At 49.3% G+C, this 18,801-nt stretch carries 16 protein-coding genes; 10 read left to right on the plus strand and 6 right to left on the minus strand.

Features of this window, described 5'->3' with window-relative positions; genetic code table 11:
- Positions 1-104: 104 nt before the first annotated feature.
- The 3 genes from ACG2F4_RS06225 to alaS form a co-directional block, all read right to left on the minus strand.
- Positions 105-1,088 (minus strand): pyruvate dehydrogenase complex E1 component subunit beta, encoded by a 984-nt coding sequence (locus tag ACG2F4_RS06225; protein ID WP_395259353.1) that lies wholly within the window; start codon positions 1,086-1,088, stop codon positions 105-107.
- 110 nt (positions 1,089-1,198) lie between these two features.
- On the minus strand, positions 1,199-2,299 hold the full coding sequence (gene pdhA / locus ACG2F4_RS06230) for a pyruvate dehydrogenase (acetyl-transferring) E1 component subunit alpha (RefSeq protein WP_395259354.1): 1,101 nt from the start codon (positions 2,297-2,299) through the stop codon (positions 1,199-1,201).
- Between the two features lie 87 nt (positions 2,300-2,386).
- Complete coding sequence (alaS, locus tag ACG2F4_RS06235; protein WP_395259355.1) at positions 2,387-5,056, minus strand: alanine--tRNA ligase; 2,670 nt, start codon at positions 5,054-5,056, stop codon at positions 2,387-2,389.
- A 649-nt stretch (positions 5,057-5,705) separates the two neighbouring features.
- Here alaS and ACG2F4_RS06240 point away from each other — a divergent pair.
- Both ACG2F4_RS06240 and ACG2F4_RS06245 read left to right on the plus strand, forming a co-directional pair.
- Positions 5,706-6,275 carry a DUF502 domain-containing protein gene (locus ACG2F4_RS06240; protein WP_395259356.1) on the plus strand — a complete coding sequence of 190 codons (570 nt, stop codon included), beginning with the start codon at positions 5,706-5,708 and terminating at the stop codon, positions 6,273-6,275.
- A gap of 275 nt (positions 6,276-6,550) precedes the next feature.
- On the plus strand, positions 6,551-7,186 hold the full coding sequence (locus ACG2F4_RS06245; RefSeq protein WP_395259357.1) for a sugar transferase: 636 nt from the start codon (positions 6,551-6,553) through the stop codon (positions 7,184-7,186).
- A gap of 313 nt (positions 7,187-7,499) precedes the next feature.
- Here the strand turns inward: ACG2F4_RS06245 and ACG2F4_RS06250 are convergent, their stop codons facing one another.
- The 3 genes from ACG2F4_RS06250 to ACG2F4_RS06260 all read right to left on the minus strand — a co-directional run bounded on the left by ACG2F4_RS06250 (position 7,500) and on the right by ACG2F4_RS06260 (position 9,908).
- Positions 7,500-8,450 (minus strand): hypothetical protein, encoded by a 951-nt coding sequence (locus ACG2F4_RS06250; protein WP_395259358.1) that lies wholly within the window; start codon positions 8,448-8,450, stop codon positions 7,500-7,502.
- A gap of 381 nt (positions 8,451-8,831) precedes the next feature.
- Entirely contained in the window at positions 8,832-9,422 is a 591-nt protein-coding gene (locus ACG2F4_RS06255; RefSeq protein ID WP_395259359.1) for an outer membrane protein, read from the minus strand.
- A gap of 126 nt (positions 9,423-9,548) precedes the next feature.
- Positions 9,549-9,908: a response regulator gene (locus tag ACG2F4_RS06260; protein ID WP_395259360.1), complete on the minus strand. Its 360-nt coding sequence runs from the start codon at positions 9,906-9,908 to the stop codon at positions 9,549-9,551.
- 209 nt (positions 9,909-10,117) lie between these two features.
- Between ACG2F4_RS06260 and ACG2F4_RS06265 the strand changes: the two genes are divergently transcribed.
- The 8 genes from ACG2F4_RS06265 to ACG2F4_RS06300 all read left to right on the plus strand — a co-directional run bounded on the left by ACG2F4_RS06265 (position 10,118) and on the right by ACG2F4_RS06300 (position 18,792).
- The gene (locus ACG2F4_RS06265; RefSeq protein ID WP_395259361.1) at positions 10,118-10,594 is read left to right on the plus strand and encodes an NfeD family protein; all 477 of its coding nucleotides are present in this window, start codon (positions 10,118-10,120) and stop codon (positions 10,592-10,594) included.
- A 160-nt stretch (positions 10,595-10,754) separates the two neighbouring features.
- The gene (locus ACG2F4_RS06270; RefSeq protein WP_395259362.1) at positions 10,755-11,693 is read left to right on the plus strand and encodes an SPFH domain-containing protein; all 939 of its coding nucleotides are present in this window, start codon (positions 10,755-10,757) and stop codon (positions 11,691-11,693) included.
- Positions 11,690-12,631: an SPFH domain-containing protein gene (locus ACG2F4_RS06275; RefSeq protein WP_395259363.1), complete on the plus strand. Its 942-nt coding sequence runs from the start codon at positions 11,690-11,692 to the stop codon at positions 12,629-12,631. The genes ACG2F4_RS06270 and ACG2F4_RS06275 overlap by 4 nt, the downstream gene beginning before the upstream one ends.
- Positions 12,632-12,731: 100 nt before the next feature.
- Complete coding sequence (locus tag ACG2F4_RS06280) at positions 12,732-13,100, plus strand: DUF3127 domain-containing protein (RefSeq protein WP_395259364.1); 369 nt, start codon at positions 12,732-12,734, stop codon at positions 13,098-13,100.
- A 605-nt stretch (positions 13,101-13,705) separates the two neighbouring features.
- Entirely contained in the window at positions 13,706-14,158 is a 453-nt protein-coding gene (locus tag ACG2F4_RS06285; protein ID WP_395259365.1) for a DUF4168 domain-containing protein, read from the plus strand.
- Positions 14,159-15,300: 1,142 nt separating this feature from the next.
- Complete coding sequence (locus ACG2F4_RS06290; RefSeq protein WP_395259366.1) at positions 15,301-16,062, plus strand: hypothetical protein; 762 nt, start codon at positions 15,301-15,303, stop codon at positions 16,060-16,062.
- A 571-nt stretch (positions 16,063-16,633) separates the two neighbouring features.
- Entirely contained in the window at positions 16,634-17,224 is a 591-nt protein-coding gene (locus ACG2F4_RS06295; RefSeq protein WP_395259367.1) for a sigma-70 family RNA polymerase sigma factor, read from the plus strand.
- A gap of 95 nt (positions 17,225-17,319) precedes the next feature.
- Positions 17,320-18,792 (plus strand): DUF5666 domain-containing protein, encoded by a 1,473-nt coding sequence (locus tag ACG2F4_RS06300; protein ID WP_395259368.1) that lies wholly within the window; start codon positions 17,320-17,322, stop codon positions 18,790-18,792.
- Positions 18,793-18,801 lie beyond the last annotated feature (9 nt).

Here is an 18,801-nt window from a genome sequence, read left to right on the forward strand (position 1 = left end):
TACCTTAAATGATTATATAGTTTTGTTTAGTTTTACATCGCAGACGATAAGCAGCAACTACCAGATCCCTGGACTGGCACCTGCCTGGAAAATAAACCGAAAAATTATTTGCGGTATGTTACTGTGTTGATCGCATCGATAACCTGGTCGGCACTCGGCAACCACATGTCGAACAGGTTCTTGGCAAAGGGTGCGCTGGTGTCCGGCAGTGTTACCCGCAACACCGGGGCATCCAGGTAGTCAAACGCCTCACGCTGGATCAGGTAACCCACTTCCGCCGCCAGTCCTCCAAAAGGGTGAGATTCATCCACGATGACACACCGGTTCGTTTTTTGGATCGACTTTACAATGGTCTCAATATCCAGCGGTTTTACCGTGCGGGGATCGATAATCTCCACATCCACTCCCTCTTTTTCCATCTGCTGGGCTGCCTGTTTGGCTACGTGGTACATCTTCCCATGAGCCACCACGGTCACATCGCTTCCCTCGCGTTTCACTTTCGCCTTGCCGATCGGGATGGTGAAGTCATCATCTTCCGGCACTTCGCCCTTGAGTCCGTACATCTGTTCCGACTCCATAAAAAGCACCGGATTGTTATCCCGGATAGCTGATTTCAGCAGTCCCTTTCCGTCGGCGGGCTCAGAAGTGTAAATCACTTTCAGTCCCGGGAAATGGGCATACATCGCATCATAGGCAACCGAGTGGGTAGCGCTGAGCTGTCCCGCAGAAGCGTTGGGGCCGCGAAACACGATCGGAACCGAGACCTGTCCCCCAAGCATATACCGAACTTTGGAAGCGTGATTTATGATCTGGTCAGCTGCCAGCACCGCAAAGTTGAAGGTCATAAACTCAACAATGGGGCGAAGGCCATTCATCGCCGCCCCCACACCAATACCCGCAAAACCGAGCTCAGATATGGGCGTGTCAATCATCCGCTTGGAACCGTATTTCTCCAGCAGCCCTTCCGTCACCTTGTAGGCGCCGTCATATTCAGCGACCTCTTCACCCATTACAAAAATATCTTCATCCTGCTCCATCTCTTCATCGATGGCAGCTCGTAGTGCTTCTCTGAATTGTAATTCAGCCATTGTTCAACGTTAGATTCTTAGTGTTATATCTTAGTTAGGTCTGGGGGGATCGGCTTCTCCCGGCGCAAAAGCTCGCGAGCCGCGCACCACCCAACGATGTCCGCAATCGATTACTTGTGGAACGGATGGTCATCTTCTACAAAAACATCTTTATACAGATGCTCTTCGTCAGGGAACTCACTTTCCTCGGCAAAATCGATCGCATCCAGAACGCGCTGCTCAATATCCTCCTGGATTTCGTCAATCTTGTCCTGATCAGCAAGCTCATTGTCCAGTAAATAGGATTTGATCCGTTCAATCGGATCCAGCTCCTCATACTCTTTCAGCTCCTCCTTTGTACGGTATTTCATCGGGTCAGACATTGAGTGCCCCCGGTAGCGGTAGGTGCGGATCTCCACAAACCACGGTTCGGAATTTTTGCGGATATCTGCAGCGATCTCTTTCATTTTTTCATAGACCGTAAAGACATCCATTCCGTTGATCACCGCACTTTTCATGCCATAAGCCTCGGAACGCTCGTGGATTTCGCCCACGGTGTGGCGATGTACGGCGGTTCCCATGGCATAGCCGTTGTTTTCCACCGCATAGATGCAGGGCAGTCCCCAAAGCTTGCTCATGTTCAGCGTTTCGTGTAGAACGCCCTGGTCAACAGCGCCGTCTCCCAGGAAGCAGGCGGTAACCCGCCCCGTATCGCGATACTTGTTGGCAAAAGCGATGCCCCCGCCAATCGGGATGTGGCCGCCGACAATGCCGTAGCCGCCCCAGAAATTATTCTCCACGTTGGCAAAATGCATTGAACCGCCCTTGCCTTTGGAGCAGCCGGTCACCTTGCCATAAAGTTCGGCCATGCCCTCTTTGGGGGTGACGCCCCGGCACAATCCCCAGCCGTGATCTCGGTAAGCGGTTATGATATCGTCGTCATCATTCAGGGCGTACACCGTTCCGGTAGAAACCGCCTCCTGCCCCATATAGAGATGCAAAAATCCTCCAAATTTCCCCTTTTGATACATCTGCATGGCACGCTCTTCAAACCGGCGCTGCAGATACATCTGCTCAAACATATCGACGACATCCTGCTCAGACAGGCCTAGTGACTTATGTTTTTTTCGGGTTGGAGACGGGAGTTCAGTACTTCGCACAATTTGTCCATTGGTACGAATACCGGTACCCGATGGTGTGAAGGTAATTTCTTTGTTTTTTTCTTTTGCCATAAAATAAACAGGGGTTTTAACTAGTGCTTAGAAGCCAAAATATACCTAAAAAAATGAAAGATTACAGACGTAAAGCGCTATAAAAATCTATTCCATATTTCTGCTGATAACTTTTTCAATATTTTGCAAAACGTGAGGCAATTTCTCGGTGTCCCGCCCCCCGGCAGTGGCTATACCTGGCTGGCCTCCGCCTCCGCCGCCCAGCATTTTGCCGAGCTCGCCGACGAGGGCGCCCGCTTTCAAATTCTTTTCCCTGATCAGGTCTTCGGTCACCGCCGCCGCGATGTAGACTTTGCCCTCTTCCTCAATTCTGGACCCCAGAACGGTCACCGTCGATTGTTTGCTTTTTTCGAGCGACTCATATCCAAGCTGCTTGAGCAGATCCATATCCGCACCCTCGATCTCCCCGGTCACCAGCTTGATACCCCCGGGGAGAATCTCCGCATCACGGATCAACCGGTCCAGCTTGTCGGAGCTCTGCTGCTTCTTCAACCGTTCCAACTCTTTTTCGAGTGCTTTTCGTTCTTCGATCAGCGACCTGATATCCCTGACGAGATGCTCGCTTTGCCCGATTTCGTTTCGGATGGAGCGGACAAGCTTTTTCTCCTCCCGGAGCAGGTCGTCGGCCCGGCGTCCCACCACCGCCTCAATACGGCGTATGCCGGCCGCGGCAGACGATTCACCCAGGAACCGGAGGTAGCCGAGTTCGCCGGTAGCTTCGGCATGGGTGCCCCCGCAGAGTTCTACCGAATATTCCTCATCAAACGTAATTACACGGACCCGTTCTCCATATTTTTCGCCAAACAACATCATTGCGCCCCGCTCTTTAGCCTCCTCGATGGGTACGGACCGCTCCTCCTGGCGTGGAATATTCTCCTGTATCTTGTCGTTGACCAGTTTCTCGATCTCCTCAAGCTCATCAGGGGTCACCTGCTCATAGTGCGAAAAGTCGAAACGCAGGTGCTGCGGGTCTACCAGCGAGCCCTTTTGGGCCACATGCGCACCCAGCACTTTGCGGAGCGCAGCGTGCACCAGGTGCGTGGCGGTATGATGTTTCCGAATTTCGCGGCGCCGTTCGCGATCAACCAGCGCCTCCCAGGTTCCTTCCGGATTCTCGGGCAGCGAGTCAACGTAATGTACGAAACGATCCTGTACTTTCTGCACATCCAGCACGCGCAGGTGCTCCTCTCCGCTGCTGATGATCCCGGTATCGGCCACCTGGCCGCCACTTTCCGCATAAAAAGGCGTTCTGTTTAGAATAAGTGCACAGCGGTCGCCCTCTTTCCGGTAGGCCACGATGCCGGTCTCCGCTGAAAGCTGGTCGTAGCCCACAAATTCAAATTCGTCGGTATCCATGACCTGCTGCCAGTCACCTTTTTCGGCTTGCTCTGCACTAAATGATCCGGCCGCACGGGCGCGATTTTGCTGTTCCTGCATTCGTTTGTTGAAGCCCTCCTTATCCACTTCCACGCCCCGTTCGCGGGCCATAAGTTCGGTCAGGTCGATGGGGAAACCATAGGTATCGTGCAGCTTGAAGGCGTCTTCCCCGGACAAAACCTCCCGGTTTTCGATCATCTCATTAAAAAGCTCAATCCCCTGCCCCAGCGTGTTGAGAAAACTGTTTTCTTCCGCGCGTATTACATTGGTAACATAATCCTGCTGTTTAATCAACACCGGGAACACCTCTTCGAACTGGTTCGCCAGTACAGGGACCAGCTTGTGAAAAAACGGCTCCTTCAGGTCCAGCTTATCCCAGCCGTAGCGGATGGCGCGCCGCAGGATCCGGCGTACCACATATCCACGCCCGTCGTTGCCGGGAGAAGCCCCGTCTGCGATGGCAAACGATACCGCCCGGATGTGGTCGGCGATAACCCGCATGGCAATATCGATCTCCGGGTCACGGCCGTAGGTCACCCCCGCCAGTTTCCCGATCTTATCCAGTAACGGGCCAAAAAGGTCGGTATCGTAGTTGGAGCGCTTGTCCTGCAGCACAGCTACTATCCGTTCAAAGCCCATACCCGTATCCACATGCCGGGCGGGCAGTTTATCCAGCGAGCCGTCCGGCTGCCGGTTAAACTGGATAAAAACCAGGTTCCAGATCTCCATAACCCGGGGATCATCCCTGTTTACGAGCTCTGTCCCATCTTTCTTTTGTCGCTCCTCATCGGGACGAATATCCACGTGCACCTCGGAACAGGGTCCACAAGGCCCCGTTTCGCCCATCTCCCAGAAGTTATCTTTCTTATCGAATTTGAGAATATGGTCCGGATCAATTGAGGTTTCCTCTTCCCACAGTTCAATAGACTCCTGGTCCACTGGCAGACCGTCTTTATCATCGCCCTCAAAAACGGTTGCATACAGGCGGTCGGGCTCCAGCCCCCATTCATCCACCAGCAGCTCCCACGCCCAGCGTATTGCCTCACGCTTAAAATAGTCGCCAAACGACCAGTTGCCCAACATCTCAAACAGCGTATGATGGTAGGTGTCGTGCCCCACCTCTTCCAAGTCGTTGTGCTTGCCACTCACCCGGATGCAGCGCTGGGTATCCGCTGCCCGTTTCCACACCTTTCCACCCGTTTTGTAGCCCTCTTCCTCCCCCATGAAAATAGGTTTAAACTGGTTCATCCCGGCATTGGTGAAGAGCAGCGTGGGATCATCCTGAGGAACAACCGGAGCACTGTCTACAATAATATGCTCTTTCTCCTCGAAAAATTTGAAGAATTCATTTCTGATTTGTGATGCACTTTTAACGGGCATGTAAATATATTCCAACTATTTGCGATTTTACGGAGCGACTGAAAATAGTAAAAAATGACCTTTTACTCATCCGGCAATTCAACTGTTTTTAAAACAAGCGATTTTTTAAAGCCGGCATAAAACTCAGAGCCGTACCATATCTTAGGTACAGCACAGTTAACGCCTTTTTAATCCTGGATGAATTGCCACCCACAAAGCAGTAGAGAACCATTTTTAGGGGCCTTTGCAGAACCTGCCATTTTGTTGGGAGGTAGTTGTACTACCGACCTTAGTGCCCTTTTAACGGGAGTTCAACTCCCTTAGAACGAGAACTTGAGGGGGGTGCAAAACCCTCTTTTGATGAGTTTTCCCCGGAGATGGAGGGCAGGAGGATTCAACCCAAGTGGATTAACCGGATTACTCACCAAAAAGTGGTTGTGCACGACACCTGGCCACCAGCAGGCCTGCAGAGCTGCGTTGAGAAGCCATTGTCGGGGCAACGAAGTAGCACTAGCTGCAGCCAAATTTGAGCGACAGGTGACTTTCAATATATCATATAATATCATAGGGTTAACCTCGTATTTTACTATTTCGTGAATAAGCCGGGCTAAAACAAGCTGTTAACTGGTAAACGCATTAGAACCAACATTAAAATTAACATTCTTTACTCATGAAAAATCTATTCAACAACTTTTTTCGCGGTTTGTTACTTGTTTTCCCGGTGGGTGCCACCATATATATTATCTACGGGCTCGTTCGGTGGGCCAATGCCTCACTCAACACGCTTATATTCGAGCCTTTCAACGTCGACATCCCCGGACTTGGCATTTTTACCGTATTTTTCGGGGTTTCCCTGCTGGGTTATGTCTGCACCCGCGCCTTTGTGCGTCCCCTGGTCAACTATTTTGAACGGTTCCTGGCCAGCCTGCCGCTTGTCAAAATTATCTATACCTCGATCAAAGAGCTGACGGAGGCGTTCGTCGGGGAGAAGAAAAAATTCAACCGGCCGGTACTTATTGAGCTCAATGACACCGGGCTTAAGCGGTTGGGATTTATCACCAGCGAGGATCTGACTGAATTTGGACTCAGCGATGCTGTCGCCGTCTACTGTCCACACTCCTACAACTTTTCAGGCAATTTCTTTTTTGTGGAACAAAGCAAGGTAACTCCGGTAAAAAAGAATTCCACCGAAATAATGAAGTATATAATCTCAGCAGGAGTGACTGATATTAATAGATAAATTACTGTTTTTTAAAAAATTTATACTTTTCAAAATTCACTTATATTTATTTAATTGTAACAGTGAACAAACTTCATGATCTTGTATACTAAAATAATTACGCTTATATCATCTACGATATTCACTAATATTATCGATCGCTATTACTTCATAAACCAAGTTGAACCATGCCTGCAAACGGACTATTGCCTAACAATCTTATGACGAACGGGCATCGTCTAAACTCCGAACTGCCCATTGAAGAAAAAATTCTTTTGGAAAAAAGTTTGGATTTTGTGTCGGAAAAAGATCAAAAAGGGCCGACGATTGACCTTTTTTTTCATGAATTGACGGGTAATGAATCGCGCCCCAAGCGATATTTTGAAACCGTGGCCGGGCTTTTGGGATTTCTTCTTTTTGCTGCGACCCTGCCGATATTTTCGTTATTGATTATACTCACTTCCGGGAGACCCATTTTTGTGACAGATCATTTTATCGGGTACCGGGGATCCAAATTGAAACGCTTTTTTTATCGTGTGCGGCGGTCTCCGGGCAGCTCACAAAAAACACCGATCGGAAAATTTTTGAAGGCCACCGGTTTATACAAGTTGCCGAATTACATCAATATTTTGAATGGGGACATGGCCTTGGTAGGTCCCAATCCCCTGCCGGTGGAGAAGAGTGAAAAGCTCAATAAAAAATTTACCGATTTCTACAAGCGATTTGCCACAAAACCGGGTGTTATAGCAGTCAGAAACGGGCGTTCCTGGGATCTGGATCAAGACCCCTCTGTATTGAGCCACAGCTTGCAGTGTGAGCTCCGCTACCTGGTGTATCCCACCTTGAAAAAAGATTTTTACGTAATGCTTGGCAGCTTCGAAGATCGAGTCTGCCCACGACAAAAATCCCACAACAGCCAACCGGCCCTGTAACCGTATATAGCAAGACTAAAAAGGCAATTAGTTGCACGGTTTGCCGCTAATCCCTCTAAATACGTTGCACTTTATACGGTTATATACATCTACCCTGGGCCCTGCCCAAAATGACAATTTATGACCAACAGAATGGGGTGTTTATTTTGGCTTGATCCAAAAGGGAAAAAGCTTCCGTAACTTTGCAAGCGAGTTCCAAGTAGTACCGGGAAATCCTCACATTCATCAATTGAGATGCCTTGGGGGGCAATTTTTCTCCTGAGTCAACGTCAAATAAGATATCTACCTATGCGAGTGTTGGAGAATAATCAGGCTAATAAACTTCCACAAAAGTACGCGGCCCCGGCTTGACATGCCGCTTAAGGTTATTTTCATCCCATTCGTCCGGAGATTTTCCAATGACCTCCTCTCTCAGATCCAGATAACTGTGCAGCTCTTTTTTGGCCAGCGCCCGGTATATTCCCCCTTCCATTCCCTTGAGTCCACAGATATACAGCAGTGTATTTTCTGCTTCAAGAATGGGATCCAGCAGCTCCGCATCATCCCAAAGGCAGGTTTGCACATAGCGTTTGGTGCCATCCGCCCGGCGATCTTCGCGTGATACGTAGGGCAGATAGGTAAAATTCGGGTATTTGTTGTCGAGGGGTTCAAAATAATCCGCATACAGCAGGTCCGTACGATACGGGCAGCCGAATATCAGCACAATATCATTCTCAAGGCCCGAATCCAGCAGTTCCATCACCATGCCACGAAAAGGCGCGATACCGGTGCCGGTCGCAAAAAAGATATAATTAAAATCGGTGGCATTTTCAGGGAGTAAAAACCGGCGGCCACTCGGGCCGGTCATTTTAACAGTATCTCCGGGCGAAAGGTCTGCCAGGTAATTGGAGCAGATGCCCAGATACAGGCTGTTGTCATCCCACTCCTCGATTGTTCGTTTTACCGTGGTTGATACGAACCGTGCTTCCCCGCGCTCCCCCTCCGTTGGTGAAGAAACCGAATAGAGCCTCAACTTGTGGGGGCGCCCGTTTTCATCCTCTCCCGGAGGTAAAATTCCGATCGACTGGCCCACGCGTATCCTTCCCTCCAGTTCGGTTCCTGAGATGTCAAACGTGAGGTGGCGTACATAATTGGGACTGGCCTCCTTGGTGCAGATCCAGTTTTCCACCACCGGAACTTCTACAGGATCGCGTGGGCTGTAAATATTTAGTTCTACTTCGGGAAGTTTAATCTCGGGCATCATTTCTCCATTTAAATGTGGCACTATCAGTTGGATAACTTCAACTTTTCAGAAGCTGATGCCCGATAAATAAACAAAATTATTTACAAACAAAAAGCCCCGCAGAGCGGGGCTTAAAAGAGACAGGAAATCAATTTTAACGTAAACTCGGGTTATGGAATGTAGTAAAACAAGTACGAGAAGATGTTGTCTACCGGCCTTAGAAATTTTTGTCGGTACAGTGACCGCAGCCAGTGCGTTAAGAAACCAAAGCCGGGTGAGATCCGCGTTTTCCAGCGGATCGAGTTCAATGGTTTTAGCTCAAAAGAGGGCTTTTATGAACAATGAATACCGTTCGGGGAGAGTTGTACTCCCGCTTTATATCCCAAATAAGGATCACCAGGCATCAGGCTTTGCAAAGGTCTCTCAGAGATAAAACATCAGTCCGACAGTAAATACGTTACCACTAAAATCGGCATCATCGAAGTTCTGTTCGTTTTTATCCGGATTCAAAAACATATGCCTGTAATCGGCGTTCAGGGCGGCATTGGAATTGATTGGCAACTCGAGACCCAAGCCCAGGTGATAGCCGAAATTAAACTCGTTGTCGTTCTCATCCGTTAAAGGGCCTTCGGCATCGTAAATCGTGTAGTAGGCTCCTATTCCCGCCAGTCCATAGGGAGCAAAATTTTTGCTTACCGGGGCGAAAAACATCAATGACCCGGTTACGGGAACAAACTTGGTTTGGAGTTGTTGCCCCGCAAACTCATAGGTTTGACCCGCCCGGTACTCTACGGACCCCTCAATGCCCAGTACGGGTCCCAGGCGAAGGCGTGTTTGAACTCCACCGTACAAATTACCTTGATCAGCGTCAGCCGCCTTGTAATATCCCAAGCGCGGCCCAAAGCCGATTGTATTTTTAATAGCGGCCCTGTCTGAACTTGTGGATTGAGCCTGGGTTAATAACGGCACCGTTAAAAATGACAATACAAAGAGTGGCAACAGCAGTCTCTTCATTATTCCGATATTTTTTTGAACATTGGCGTTTACACCTACCTTTAATGGTATATAACGCCTTATGTTCCTCTCGATAAAAACTACTGTTGCTATCGCTTGTTGATCTATTTACTGCAAACAATCCTGCTATGAGGCCATATCAAGCGACCTGCTCAACTCCTGATAGGAGACCGGTTTTGTAAGAAAATCCAGGTATTTCACCCGTTTAATCCGGTTTTTATAGATTTCATCCGAATTTCCGGTCACAAAAATAACGGGCGTTGGATTTTCACTGTTGATCGCCTGCATAGCATCTATCCCATCGATCTGCCCGTCCAGCCGGATATCCATTAATATCAGATCGGGCTTGTGCCGCTTGGTGGCCTCTACCGCCGCTTCCCCCGTGGTCACTTTGGCTACGACATTGTGGCCATTTTTCAGGACCATCTTCTCAAGCATCAGGGCGATGATCATCTCGTCCTCAACAATAAGTATATTCCTCTTCATGATTCTCTTTGCAGATTTTTCAATTTTGCTGACTCAACAGGACAAGAGTCCCGGCGAAACCACCTGTTACACTCACCAGGCATTAATATTTTTTAATGTAGGAGGAAATCACTTTCTGATCCCCATAGAAAAATAAAATTCGGGTCGATTATTGATTTATTTTTTATAACATTTTCTAAGAGTTTACTAAACCTTAAAACCAACGCAATATGGATGGAGAACTGCTGACCTGGATTTTTATGATCGGGGGAGTGCTCCTGATGGTTATCGAGATGGTGGTTCCCGGCGGGGTCTCTTTCTTTCTCGGATTGAGCGGGATACTGGTCGGCGGGCTTCGCCTGCTGGGCTTTTTAACGGAACCAACCACGGCAGTACTGGCATGGCTCCTGTCCTCTATCGGGTTAATTTTACTGATGCGGCCGGTAATGAAGAAATACTGGGGTGGAGAAAGTTCATTCAAGCTGGCCGACGAGGATTTTGAAGCGATCGACGAAGTGGTGGAGGTCGTCGAGCCGGTCAATCCCGATGACAACTCCGGGCGAATCCGCTACCAGGGCATCTCCTGGCAGGCGCGAACACTGGAGGGAAAGCTACACAAAGGCCAGAAAGCGCGAATCAAGTTCAGGGACAACGTCACCTGGATTGTGGAACCACTTGACGAGATCCAGGATGGGAATATGTCGTAGGCTCATTTCGGGACTTGCCCAGCCTGTGGAGGTACGTCGAATATTTTACACAAAAATATCCTTTTTCACCTGTAACTTTACGGCTTTTACCATCATCGAGAGGGTTTTAAGCCGTTCAAATTACATTTTGACTAAAATCACAAATCATTGAGGAAATACCATGTGGACTTTTTTATTGATTCTGATCCTCATCGGCGTGTTTATCGTCACCAAGGTTTTTATGGTGGTGGAAATGCGGGAAGAGGTCATCAAAGAACGCCTCGGCAAATACCATGAGACGCTCAAGCCGGGCTTTCACTTCCTGATCCCCTTTGTGGATCGCCCCGCCTACCGGCAGGAGATGCGCGAGCAGGTGATCGACGTTCCCAGCCAAACCTGTATCACCAAAGACAACATCGAGGTGGAAGTGGACGGGCTGGTGTACATCAAGGTGATGGATTCCTACAAAGCCAGTTACGGGATCAGCGATTACCGCCCGGCGGCCGTAAACCTGGCACAGACCACCATGCGGAGCGAAATCGGGAAGATTACGCTGGACGAGACGTTCTCGGAGCGCGAGCAGATGAACGAAAATATTGTCCGCGAGATCGACAAGGCCTCCGATCCGTGGGGCATCAAGGTGATGCGGTACGAAATTAAAAATATTCGTCCCTCCAGCGACGTCATCAACACCCTGGAAAAGCAGATGGAGGCCGAACGCGACAAGCGCGCCGAAATCACGGAATCAACCGGAACCCGTGATGCCCGCATCAACGAGTCGCAGGGCGAGCGGCAGTCGGCGATCCTGCTCTCCGAGGCGAACCGCCAGAAACGGATCAACGAGGCCAGGGGAAAAGCCCGGGAGATGGAACTGATTGCCAACGCCACCGCCAAGGGCCTGGGCCGCATTGCCGAGGCGATTGAACAGCCCGGCGGACCGCTGGCCGTTAAAACGCGGCTGACCGAACAGTTTATTGATCAGCTTGGCAAGGTCATGGAAGGAGCCAACATCTCGGTGCTCCCCACCGAAACCGCCAACCTTAAAACCTTTTTTGAAGGCGTAGAAAAAGTGAGCGACCACACCCAGCCCAATTCCAGATCAACAGGAGACCTGCAATGATAGAGACGATCAGCAAAGTAGTACTCGGAATACTCGCAATTTACATCCTCTACAAATTTATCCAGTCGATTCAACTGGTTCCCACGCAAAAAGCCTACATTGTGGAACGGCTCGGCCGGTACCAGAAGACACTGGGACCCGGTTTTCACGCCCTCATTCCGTTCCTGGACCAGGTGAAATACCGGCAGGATCTGCGGGAGGAAACGATCGAGGTGGAACCCCAGGAGTGCTTCACCAAAGACAATGTTAAGGTGGAAGTGGACGGGGTGATCTACCTGAGCGTCATCGACCCGGTCAACGCCAGCTACGGGGTCACCGACTACCGTTTCGCCTCGGTTCAACTGGCGCAAACCACGACCCGCTCGGTCATCGGCACGATGGACCTCGACGACACGTTCGAAGAGCGCGCCCTGATCAACAAAGAGGTGGTGGAAGTGCTTAGCGAGATGGAAAAGTCATGGGGCATCCGCGTGCACCGCTACGAAATAAAAAATATTGTAACGCCCCGCACGATCCAGCGGGCGATGGAGCGGCAGATGACCGCCGAAAGAGAACGACGCGCCACGATAGCCCATTCTGAAGGCGTCATGGAATCATCCATCAACGATGCCGAAGGCGTGAAGCGGGAGGTCATCAACGTCTCCGAGGGCGAAATGCAGCGGCGAATCAACGAGGCGGAAGGGGTGGCCCGGGAGATTGAAGAACTGGCGGAGGCAACGGCCACTTCGATCGAAGCGATCGCCAAAGCCCTGAATACGCAAAAAGGCAAGGAGGCAATGCAGATGCGGCTGGCCGAAAAATATATTGACCAGCTGGCCAAGCTTTCGGATGAGGAAAATGAAGTTATCATCCCGACCGATATCACCAATTATGATGCCGTCATGAAGGGACTTTCCCTGGATAAGATCTCGATCGTACCGGACCGGGAGCAGGCGTAAATTTTCCCGGTCAACACTCCAACTTTTTATTGATATAAATCCCAGGCATCCATATCCTGAACCAAATATGGAACATTGAATATTCAGATTATCATTTATTATGGATTTGCAGATTGAAGGCAAGGTAGTACAAGTGTTGGAAGAGGAGTCGGGAACCAGTAAAAATGGTCCCTGGCGCAAGCAGGAGTTCATCCTGGAAACGCAGGACCAGTATCCCAAAAAAGTTTGTATCACCCAGTGGGGCGACAATATCGACCAGTTTAACGTGCAGGAAGGCGAAACGATCACCGCACATATCGATATCCAGAGTCGCGAGTACAACGGCCGCTGGTATACCGATGTTAAAGCGTGGAAAATTGAACGGGGACAAGGTGGAAATCCAGGAGGTCCTCCGGAGGATGATGTACCTTTTAATGACCAGGAGCCCACCATTGACATGGACAACCTGGATGACGATGTCCCGTTTTAGGAAACATCCTTTCTGAGAGTGGTAAACCTGTTGTAAAACAGCACTCAACCGGGGTACTGCCGCAGCTTTTTACTGAAAGATGACTTTGCAAAACCCTCATTTCCTCGTTTTGAGGAAGTTGTACTTCCGTTTGCAAGGTCAATAAAGTCGGTGGTGCAACCACCTCTCAACAAAATAGTGGGTTCTGCAAAGATCCCTGAAAATATCGCCATTATCCGGGACCTGTTTGGGATTGCGGAGAAACGAGCACACCAACAGTCAGACTCCCGATCTTAAGCCACTGTTGAATAATCAGAATGTTGACCGGCCACCCAATTCAGTTTAACCGAAAATATTTGCTTGATTTTACAACGAGGTATTAAAAAGTAAATATCCCGATACCGTGGGGAATAATACGCACAACCTCTCGTTGGTCGATTCATTATGTATAACGATATACGTTAAATTTAATCTTCATAAAGGTAATAATGACTATTTTTCCGAAATATTTAGCATCAATTGTACTGGCAATATCTCTCCTGGGATGTCAAAATGATACTCCCGAGCAGACACCGCCCGAATCATCGCAGCCGCAATCCGGGCAACAATCGCAGCAACCCGGCCCAATGGGTGCAATGCAGCAGCAGGCTCCGGAGGTTGATCTTTCTGATGAGGAAGTGGGTACATTTGCGGACGCCATCATGAATGCCCAGCAGATTCAGATGAAAGCGCAGCAGCAGATGGTGGGAATTATCAAGGAAGAAGGGCTTGACGTTGAAACCTATCAGCAGATCGCAAAATCGACACAGATGGGAGAGTCGCCCGAAGAGAGTGGAGCCAGCCAAGAAGATATAGAGAAGTTCGAGAGTGCTTCTGAAGCTATGCAGGAAGCCCAAAAAGAGATTCAAAATCAAATAGCCTCGGCCGTAGAAGAGACCGGTATGGAGATGCAGCGATTCCAGGAAATCAACAGGGCCGTCCAGCAGGATCCCGAACTGCAAAAGCAGATACGATCAAAACTGCAGGAGCGGATGCAAGGTCAAGGCCAGGGCGTACCGGGAATGCCGCAAGGCAACTAAGGACAGAACGCTTTTCAGGCCGATTATTTAAATAGCCTGCCTTTAGGGCAGGCTATTTTTTTTTCGCCTTCTCCCGCAAGGGAGACACTGCCCCTGCTTGATCCAATCTCTAACTTGTGATTTGCCTTCAGATCTCGATCCCGCGTGTTTGTTCCTTTTATCGACTTCATGGTTGTTCTCGCTGTCAATTTATCACTCCTGCAAACATATTTTCAAGGCAGGGCCGAATCAGTTGCATCGCTATGCGCTCTAACCTGTTTTTATCAGCCTTTTTCCCAATTTTTTCACCGGACAACTGTGCATATAAACACATAAATTAACAGGCCCTTTCTCGATCTATAGAAATTGCGTAATTCAGGATAACCAAAAAACATCAAGATAATCTCCCTCCTTAAGGATAGTGCCAAAATCCGTGTTTTTGCGGAATCTGGGAGAAGGTGTTCAACTAAGCTGGAAGAGTCCGCTCAGCGATTTGCAGCCCCCTGGCTCAACTTCAGGAACGGCTGAAGTTGAGCGTCTCCCCACAAGAGGAGACGGATATACTCCGTTCTTACATGGAACGACCGTTAAAAGCAGCCCGGGAATTTTGAGCTTTAGGGGAACATTAGTACTCCATTTTCGCTAACAATATCCTTATGCAGAATCTCAAACCCAGTGAGACAAAAGCGCTCACTCACAACGAGAAGGATTTAAAAATTATTTAACAATAAAAGCTCCTGTGATTTCGTACCTTTCAACTTCTGCAAATTGAATATTATCTACAGCAGGCAGGCAAAACCCCCGGCAAGCAGGTCCACAATTCCATCATGTTTTCCTGCAGGAGACTTTTGGAACGCAGTCGGAGATCCTGCACCGATTTGTCAATAACATCTAAACATAAAGAGAGTCGATCATGGAAGAAGAATTAGAAACGATATCCGAAGAGGAAAAAGAGCAGTTTCGCGATCTTTATAAAAAGATCTTAGAGGCTATTGACGCCAACCGCGAAGATGAAAAAGAGCCCACCGCTTGACCCATTCCCGCCTGGCTGAAAAAAAATCAGACTTCATTAGGGGTACCCCTCCGGTTAGTGTGTATTGCAAGTGAAAATGGGACTCATCCCGAGCAATCTTTCACAAAACCCAATGTTGAGGTACTTACCCATGAACGTTCCAAAACTATTGGCCCTGTTAACAGTAACCGCCGGCTTATTACTTATAGTTACCGGCTGTGACGTTGGCGGCACCAGTGCCGACGGTCCAAAAGAAGTGGCCGTCAACATGAAGCTTCAGCCGACCCCCAAGGCGAAGGTAACATCCGCAACATCACCCACAACACTTTCTGTCGACACCCTCACTGAAATAAAATTTTTGGTAGAGGAGCTGGAACTGGAAAGTGCGATTGCTGGTGACACGCTTGATTTTGAAGCCGAAGACCTTGTGGTCAACCTGCCGCTGGATGGCAGTGAATTCCAGCTGACTTCCAAAACCGTGCCCGAGGGAGTGTACGAAGAGTTTGAACTGGAGATTGAAAACGATGATGACGTACAGGAAGTAAACGATCCCGACTTTTATGACAATGACAGAACGTACTCTATCGTAATTAAAGGGGTATACAACGGTGAAGCTTTTACCTACCGCTCAGAAGAGGATTTTGAAATCGAACTTGAACTGAATCCCCCGCTGGAGATCACCGAAAACAGCGCCTCCTTTGCAGTCAACATCAGTATTGATCCCGCCATCTGGTTTGCAGACTCACAGAGCGGCAACTCGCTGGATCCGACGGATCCGTCAAACCGAGAGAAAATTGATGCCAATATTGAACGATCCTTTGAAGCGGAAAGTGAAGAAGAGGACGACGATGATATCGATGATGACGACGACAATGATGAGGATCAGGATGAAGACGATGACGATGATGACTAGTGTCGTTGTTATTAGGTTCGCAAAGTACAAGTTGCGTCTAAGTATTTTAAATTCGGCATGAAGGCAAAATATGCACACCTAACTACTGCACGAATTAATCTCATCACAGTAACTTCACCAGGAAATATCATCGACAACTCCGGCATACCAACCCGGACAGGAGTCCCGCTTCGTCAGGGCTCCTGTTTATTTTGTACAACCCGGCTTCTCGCAGGAGATCTCCTCCAGGTTTAATGCCGGGCATCGGGACAAATTCGAAACAAAATTACAGGCTATAAATGGAGCGTTTAATGCGCAACCAACCGGGTTTACGAAACATAATGGTTTTACAAAATCCGCTATATCCAAAGCCTGGCTACACCATGTTAGAGGGCTTTGAAAAACCAGGAGTGTTGGTCAAGATCAACCCCTAATCGGATGCGGAACCGCAGTTTATATCCCAAAAATGAGGGTTTCGAATCCGCGAAAATGACGATATTGGCCAAAATAACGGTTTTGCAAAGCCCTCTTTTACTTAACTTGCGGACAGTAAAGGAGAACTTTTAAAACCAAAAATATCAGTCGATAGCAGATGGCAGATCCCGCTCTTATTCAGCTTATCCTGGTTGCATTGGCCACGTCTCCGGTAGAAGAGCTGGACCAGGCTGGGCTGGCCGCCCGGATCAGGCAGGGCGACCACGATGCATTCAGATCGTTTTACGAGGCGCATCACCAGTCGCTGTTCCGGTTTCTGCGCAGTAAAAACATCGATTCAGCAACCACAAAGGATCTCATCCAGCAGGCGTTTGTCTATATCTGGGAACATCGCGATACCATCGATCCTGCAAAATCCCTGCGCGCCTACCTGTTTAAAATTTCATACACCCGGATGCTGAACCATGTGCGGGATCACAAAAAATTTGACGGCTCACAACCGATTCCCACGAAACAGACCAAACATACCCCCGAAGACGAGGCCCGAGCCAAGGAGCTGAATGTAGCGATCTCCGCCGCAATCGCTGCCATGCCGGAACGGCGCAGCCAGGTCTTCGAACTCTGCTTCATGCAACAGCTGACCTATAAAGAGGTGGCTGACGCACTGGATCTGAGCGTAAAAACGATCGAAAATCACATGGGATTGGCCCTCAGGGATATGAGGAAAGCGCTTCAACAATATATATGAATCCGGGTTGGGGGTATCCCCCGCCACCGCGTGTATTACGGGTAGAAACCCATATTTATCCGGAATCAATTACTGACTGATTAACCAATGCAATTATGAATACTTCAAAATCAAACTTCTGCCTTCATCACACCATCCCTGTTCTGCTCGTGCTTCTTCTGGTGTTCGCAGCAAGCTGCACGCTCGACGGACTGGATGATGAAATTAACGACTCTGTCACCCAGGAAGACCTGCAAGCGGCCAGCCAGATTTTGGGAGAATCACTCTCCTCTGACAACAGCGGCTTGATGCTAAGCCTGAACGATGCCCTGACAACCATGTCTGCTGATGGATTTGTGACGGATGGAACGAGACCGAAAGCCAATGGCTCATCCCTCCAAAATGACGACAGCGGACGGGGCAATGAGTCGAATTACAGCTATTCATACGATGCTGCCACCGGAATACATACAATATCATTCACCCGATCGGTTGACCGGCCGCTGTTCAGCAAGACGGTTACCGATACGCTCAAATATATTTTCAGAGACAACAACGGAAATTTTGTAGAGCTACCCCGGCAGGAGCGAGAGCGCATTGAGTCGATCGACTTCAACAGCTACCGGCAGGGGTCAACAGAAACCCCCTCCAAAACCTCGTCTTTTCTCCGTACCGACACATTGATCATCAGCGGCGTCTCTTCGGCGTCGTCCACCCTGCGGATCGACGGGGTCCACAACGGGAGTGGAACATTCAGAACGGAACGGGCTGGTAGACCCGTTACCGAACGGGGATACCAGCTTGAAATCAACTTCCTGAATATCGAGATCGACAAAGCGGTGGCCGGCCGGGAACTCCGGCAAGGAGTGACGGGGACCCTGACCTGGGAGATGAGTATCGAAAAGAATACCGATGGAAATGGAGATACGCAGACCCTCACCGGCACCATCGAGATGAACGGGGATGGAACGGCCCTGCTGCGTTTCCAGAATTTCCTGAAGATATTCCATGTAAACCTGGATGACGGCGACGTAAAGGACGTGGATCGTGAATTTGAAGGACGTGTAACTTCGGTGAACGAGGAGCGCCGGTCGTTTACCCTGCGCAGCGGACGTGAAGTTTTTGTCAACGACCAGACTGAATTTGATGATGACTACCGTTCCCTCCGCCAGGTTCGGAATGCGCTGCAAAATGGTACTGAAGTATGGGCCGAAGGAGAGGGATACCGCGAAGGAAACCGCTTTCTTGCCACTGAAGTCGAATTTGAACGAGAAGATGATGGCGATGACATCGGTGAAGATGGCAGTCACGAATTTGAAGCCCGCGTTACCTCCGTCAACCTTGGCTTGAATACCGTAACCCTCGCGGGAGAGGTCATCGTCAGGGTTAACAGCCAGACCGTTGTTGACGATGACAGCGATTACCGCTCACTCCAGGAGGTCAGTGACGCCCTGGCCCGGGGCGTTGCAGTGGTAGCGGAAGGAGAAGCTGTCGTACCCGCCGATACGAGTGAGGCCAACCTTCGTGCTCTCGAGATCTCTTTCGAAACCGAGGACGAGAACAGTGATGATGACGACAATGACGATTAACATCCAATT

It is taken from the genome of Halalkalibaculum sp. DA3122, assembly GCF_043951865.1.
Lineage (GTDB): Bacteria > Bacteroidota > Rhodothermia > Balneolales > Balneolaceae > JAMQKA01.

Bases quoted from the DNA above. Each gene is read 5' to 3' on its own strand.
- pdhA (WP_395259354.1), bottom strand. From the start codon at position 2,299: ATGGCAAAAGAAAAAAACAAAGAAATTACCTTCACACCATCGGGTACC.
- ACG2F4_RS06255 (WP_395259359.1), bottom strand. From the start codon at position 9,422: ATGAAGAGACTGCTGTTGCCACTCTTTGTATTGTCATTTTTAACGGTG.
- ACG2F4_RS06225 (WP_395259353.1), bottom strand. From the start codon at position 1,088: ATGGCTGAATTACAATTCAGAGAAGCACTACGAGCTGCCATCGATGAA.
- ACG2F4_RS06295 (WP_395259367.1), top strand. From the start codon at position 16,634: ATGGCAGATCCCGCTCTTATTCAGCTTATCCTGGTTGCATTGGCCACG.
- ACG2F4_RS06300 (WP_395259368.1), top strand. From the start codon at position 17,320: ATGAATACTTCAAAATCAAACTTCTGCCTTCATCACACCATCCCTGTT.
- ACG2F4_RS06260 (WP_395259360.1), bottom strand. From the start codon at position 9,908: ATGAAGAGGAATATACTTATTGTTGAGGACGAGATGATCATCGCCCTG.
- ACG2F4_RS06265 (WP_395259361.1), top strand. From the start codon at position 10,118: ATGGATGGAGAACTGCTGACCTGGATTTTTATGATCGGGGGAGTGCTC.
- ACG2F4_RS06280 (WP_395259364.1), top strand. From the start codon at position 12,732: ATGGATTTGCAGATTGAAGGCAAGGTAGTACAAGTGTTGGAAGAGGAG.
- ACG2F4_RS06240 (WP_395259356.1), top strand. From the start codon at position 5,706: ATGAAAAATCTATTCAACAACTTTTTTCGCGGTTTGTTACTTGTTTTC.
- ACG2F4_RS06270 (WP_395259362.1), top strand. From the start codon at position 10,755: ATGTGGACTTTTTTATTGATTCTGATCCTCATCGGCGTGTTTATCGTC.
- ACG2F4_RS06290 (WP_395259366.1), top strand. From the start codon at position 15,301: ATGAACGTTCCAAAACTATTGGCCCTGTTAACAGTAACCGCCGGCTTA.
- ACG2F4_RS06275 (WP_395259363.1), top strand. From the start codon at position 11,690: ATGATAGAGACGATCAGCAAAGTAGTACTCGGAATACTCGCAATTTAC.
- alaS (WP_395259355.1), bottom strand. From the start codon at position 5,056: ATGCCCGTTAAAAGTGCATCACAAATCAGAAATGAATTCTTCAAATTT.
- ACG2F4_RS06285 (WP_395259365.1), top strand. From the start codon at position 13,706: ATGGGTGCAATGCAGCAGCAGGCTCCGGAGGTTGATCTTTCTGATGAG.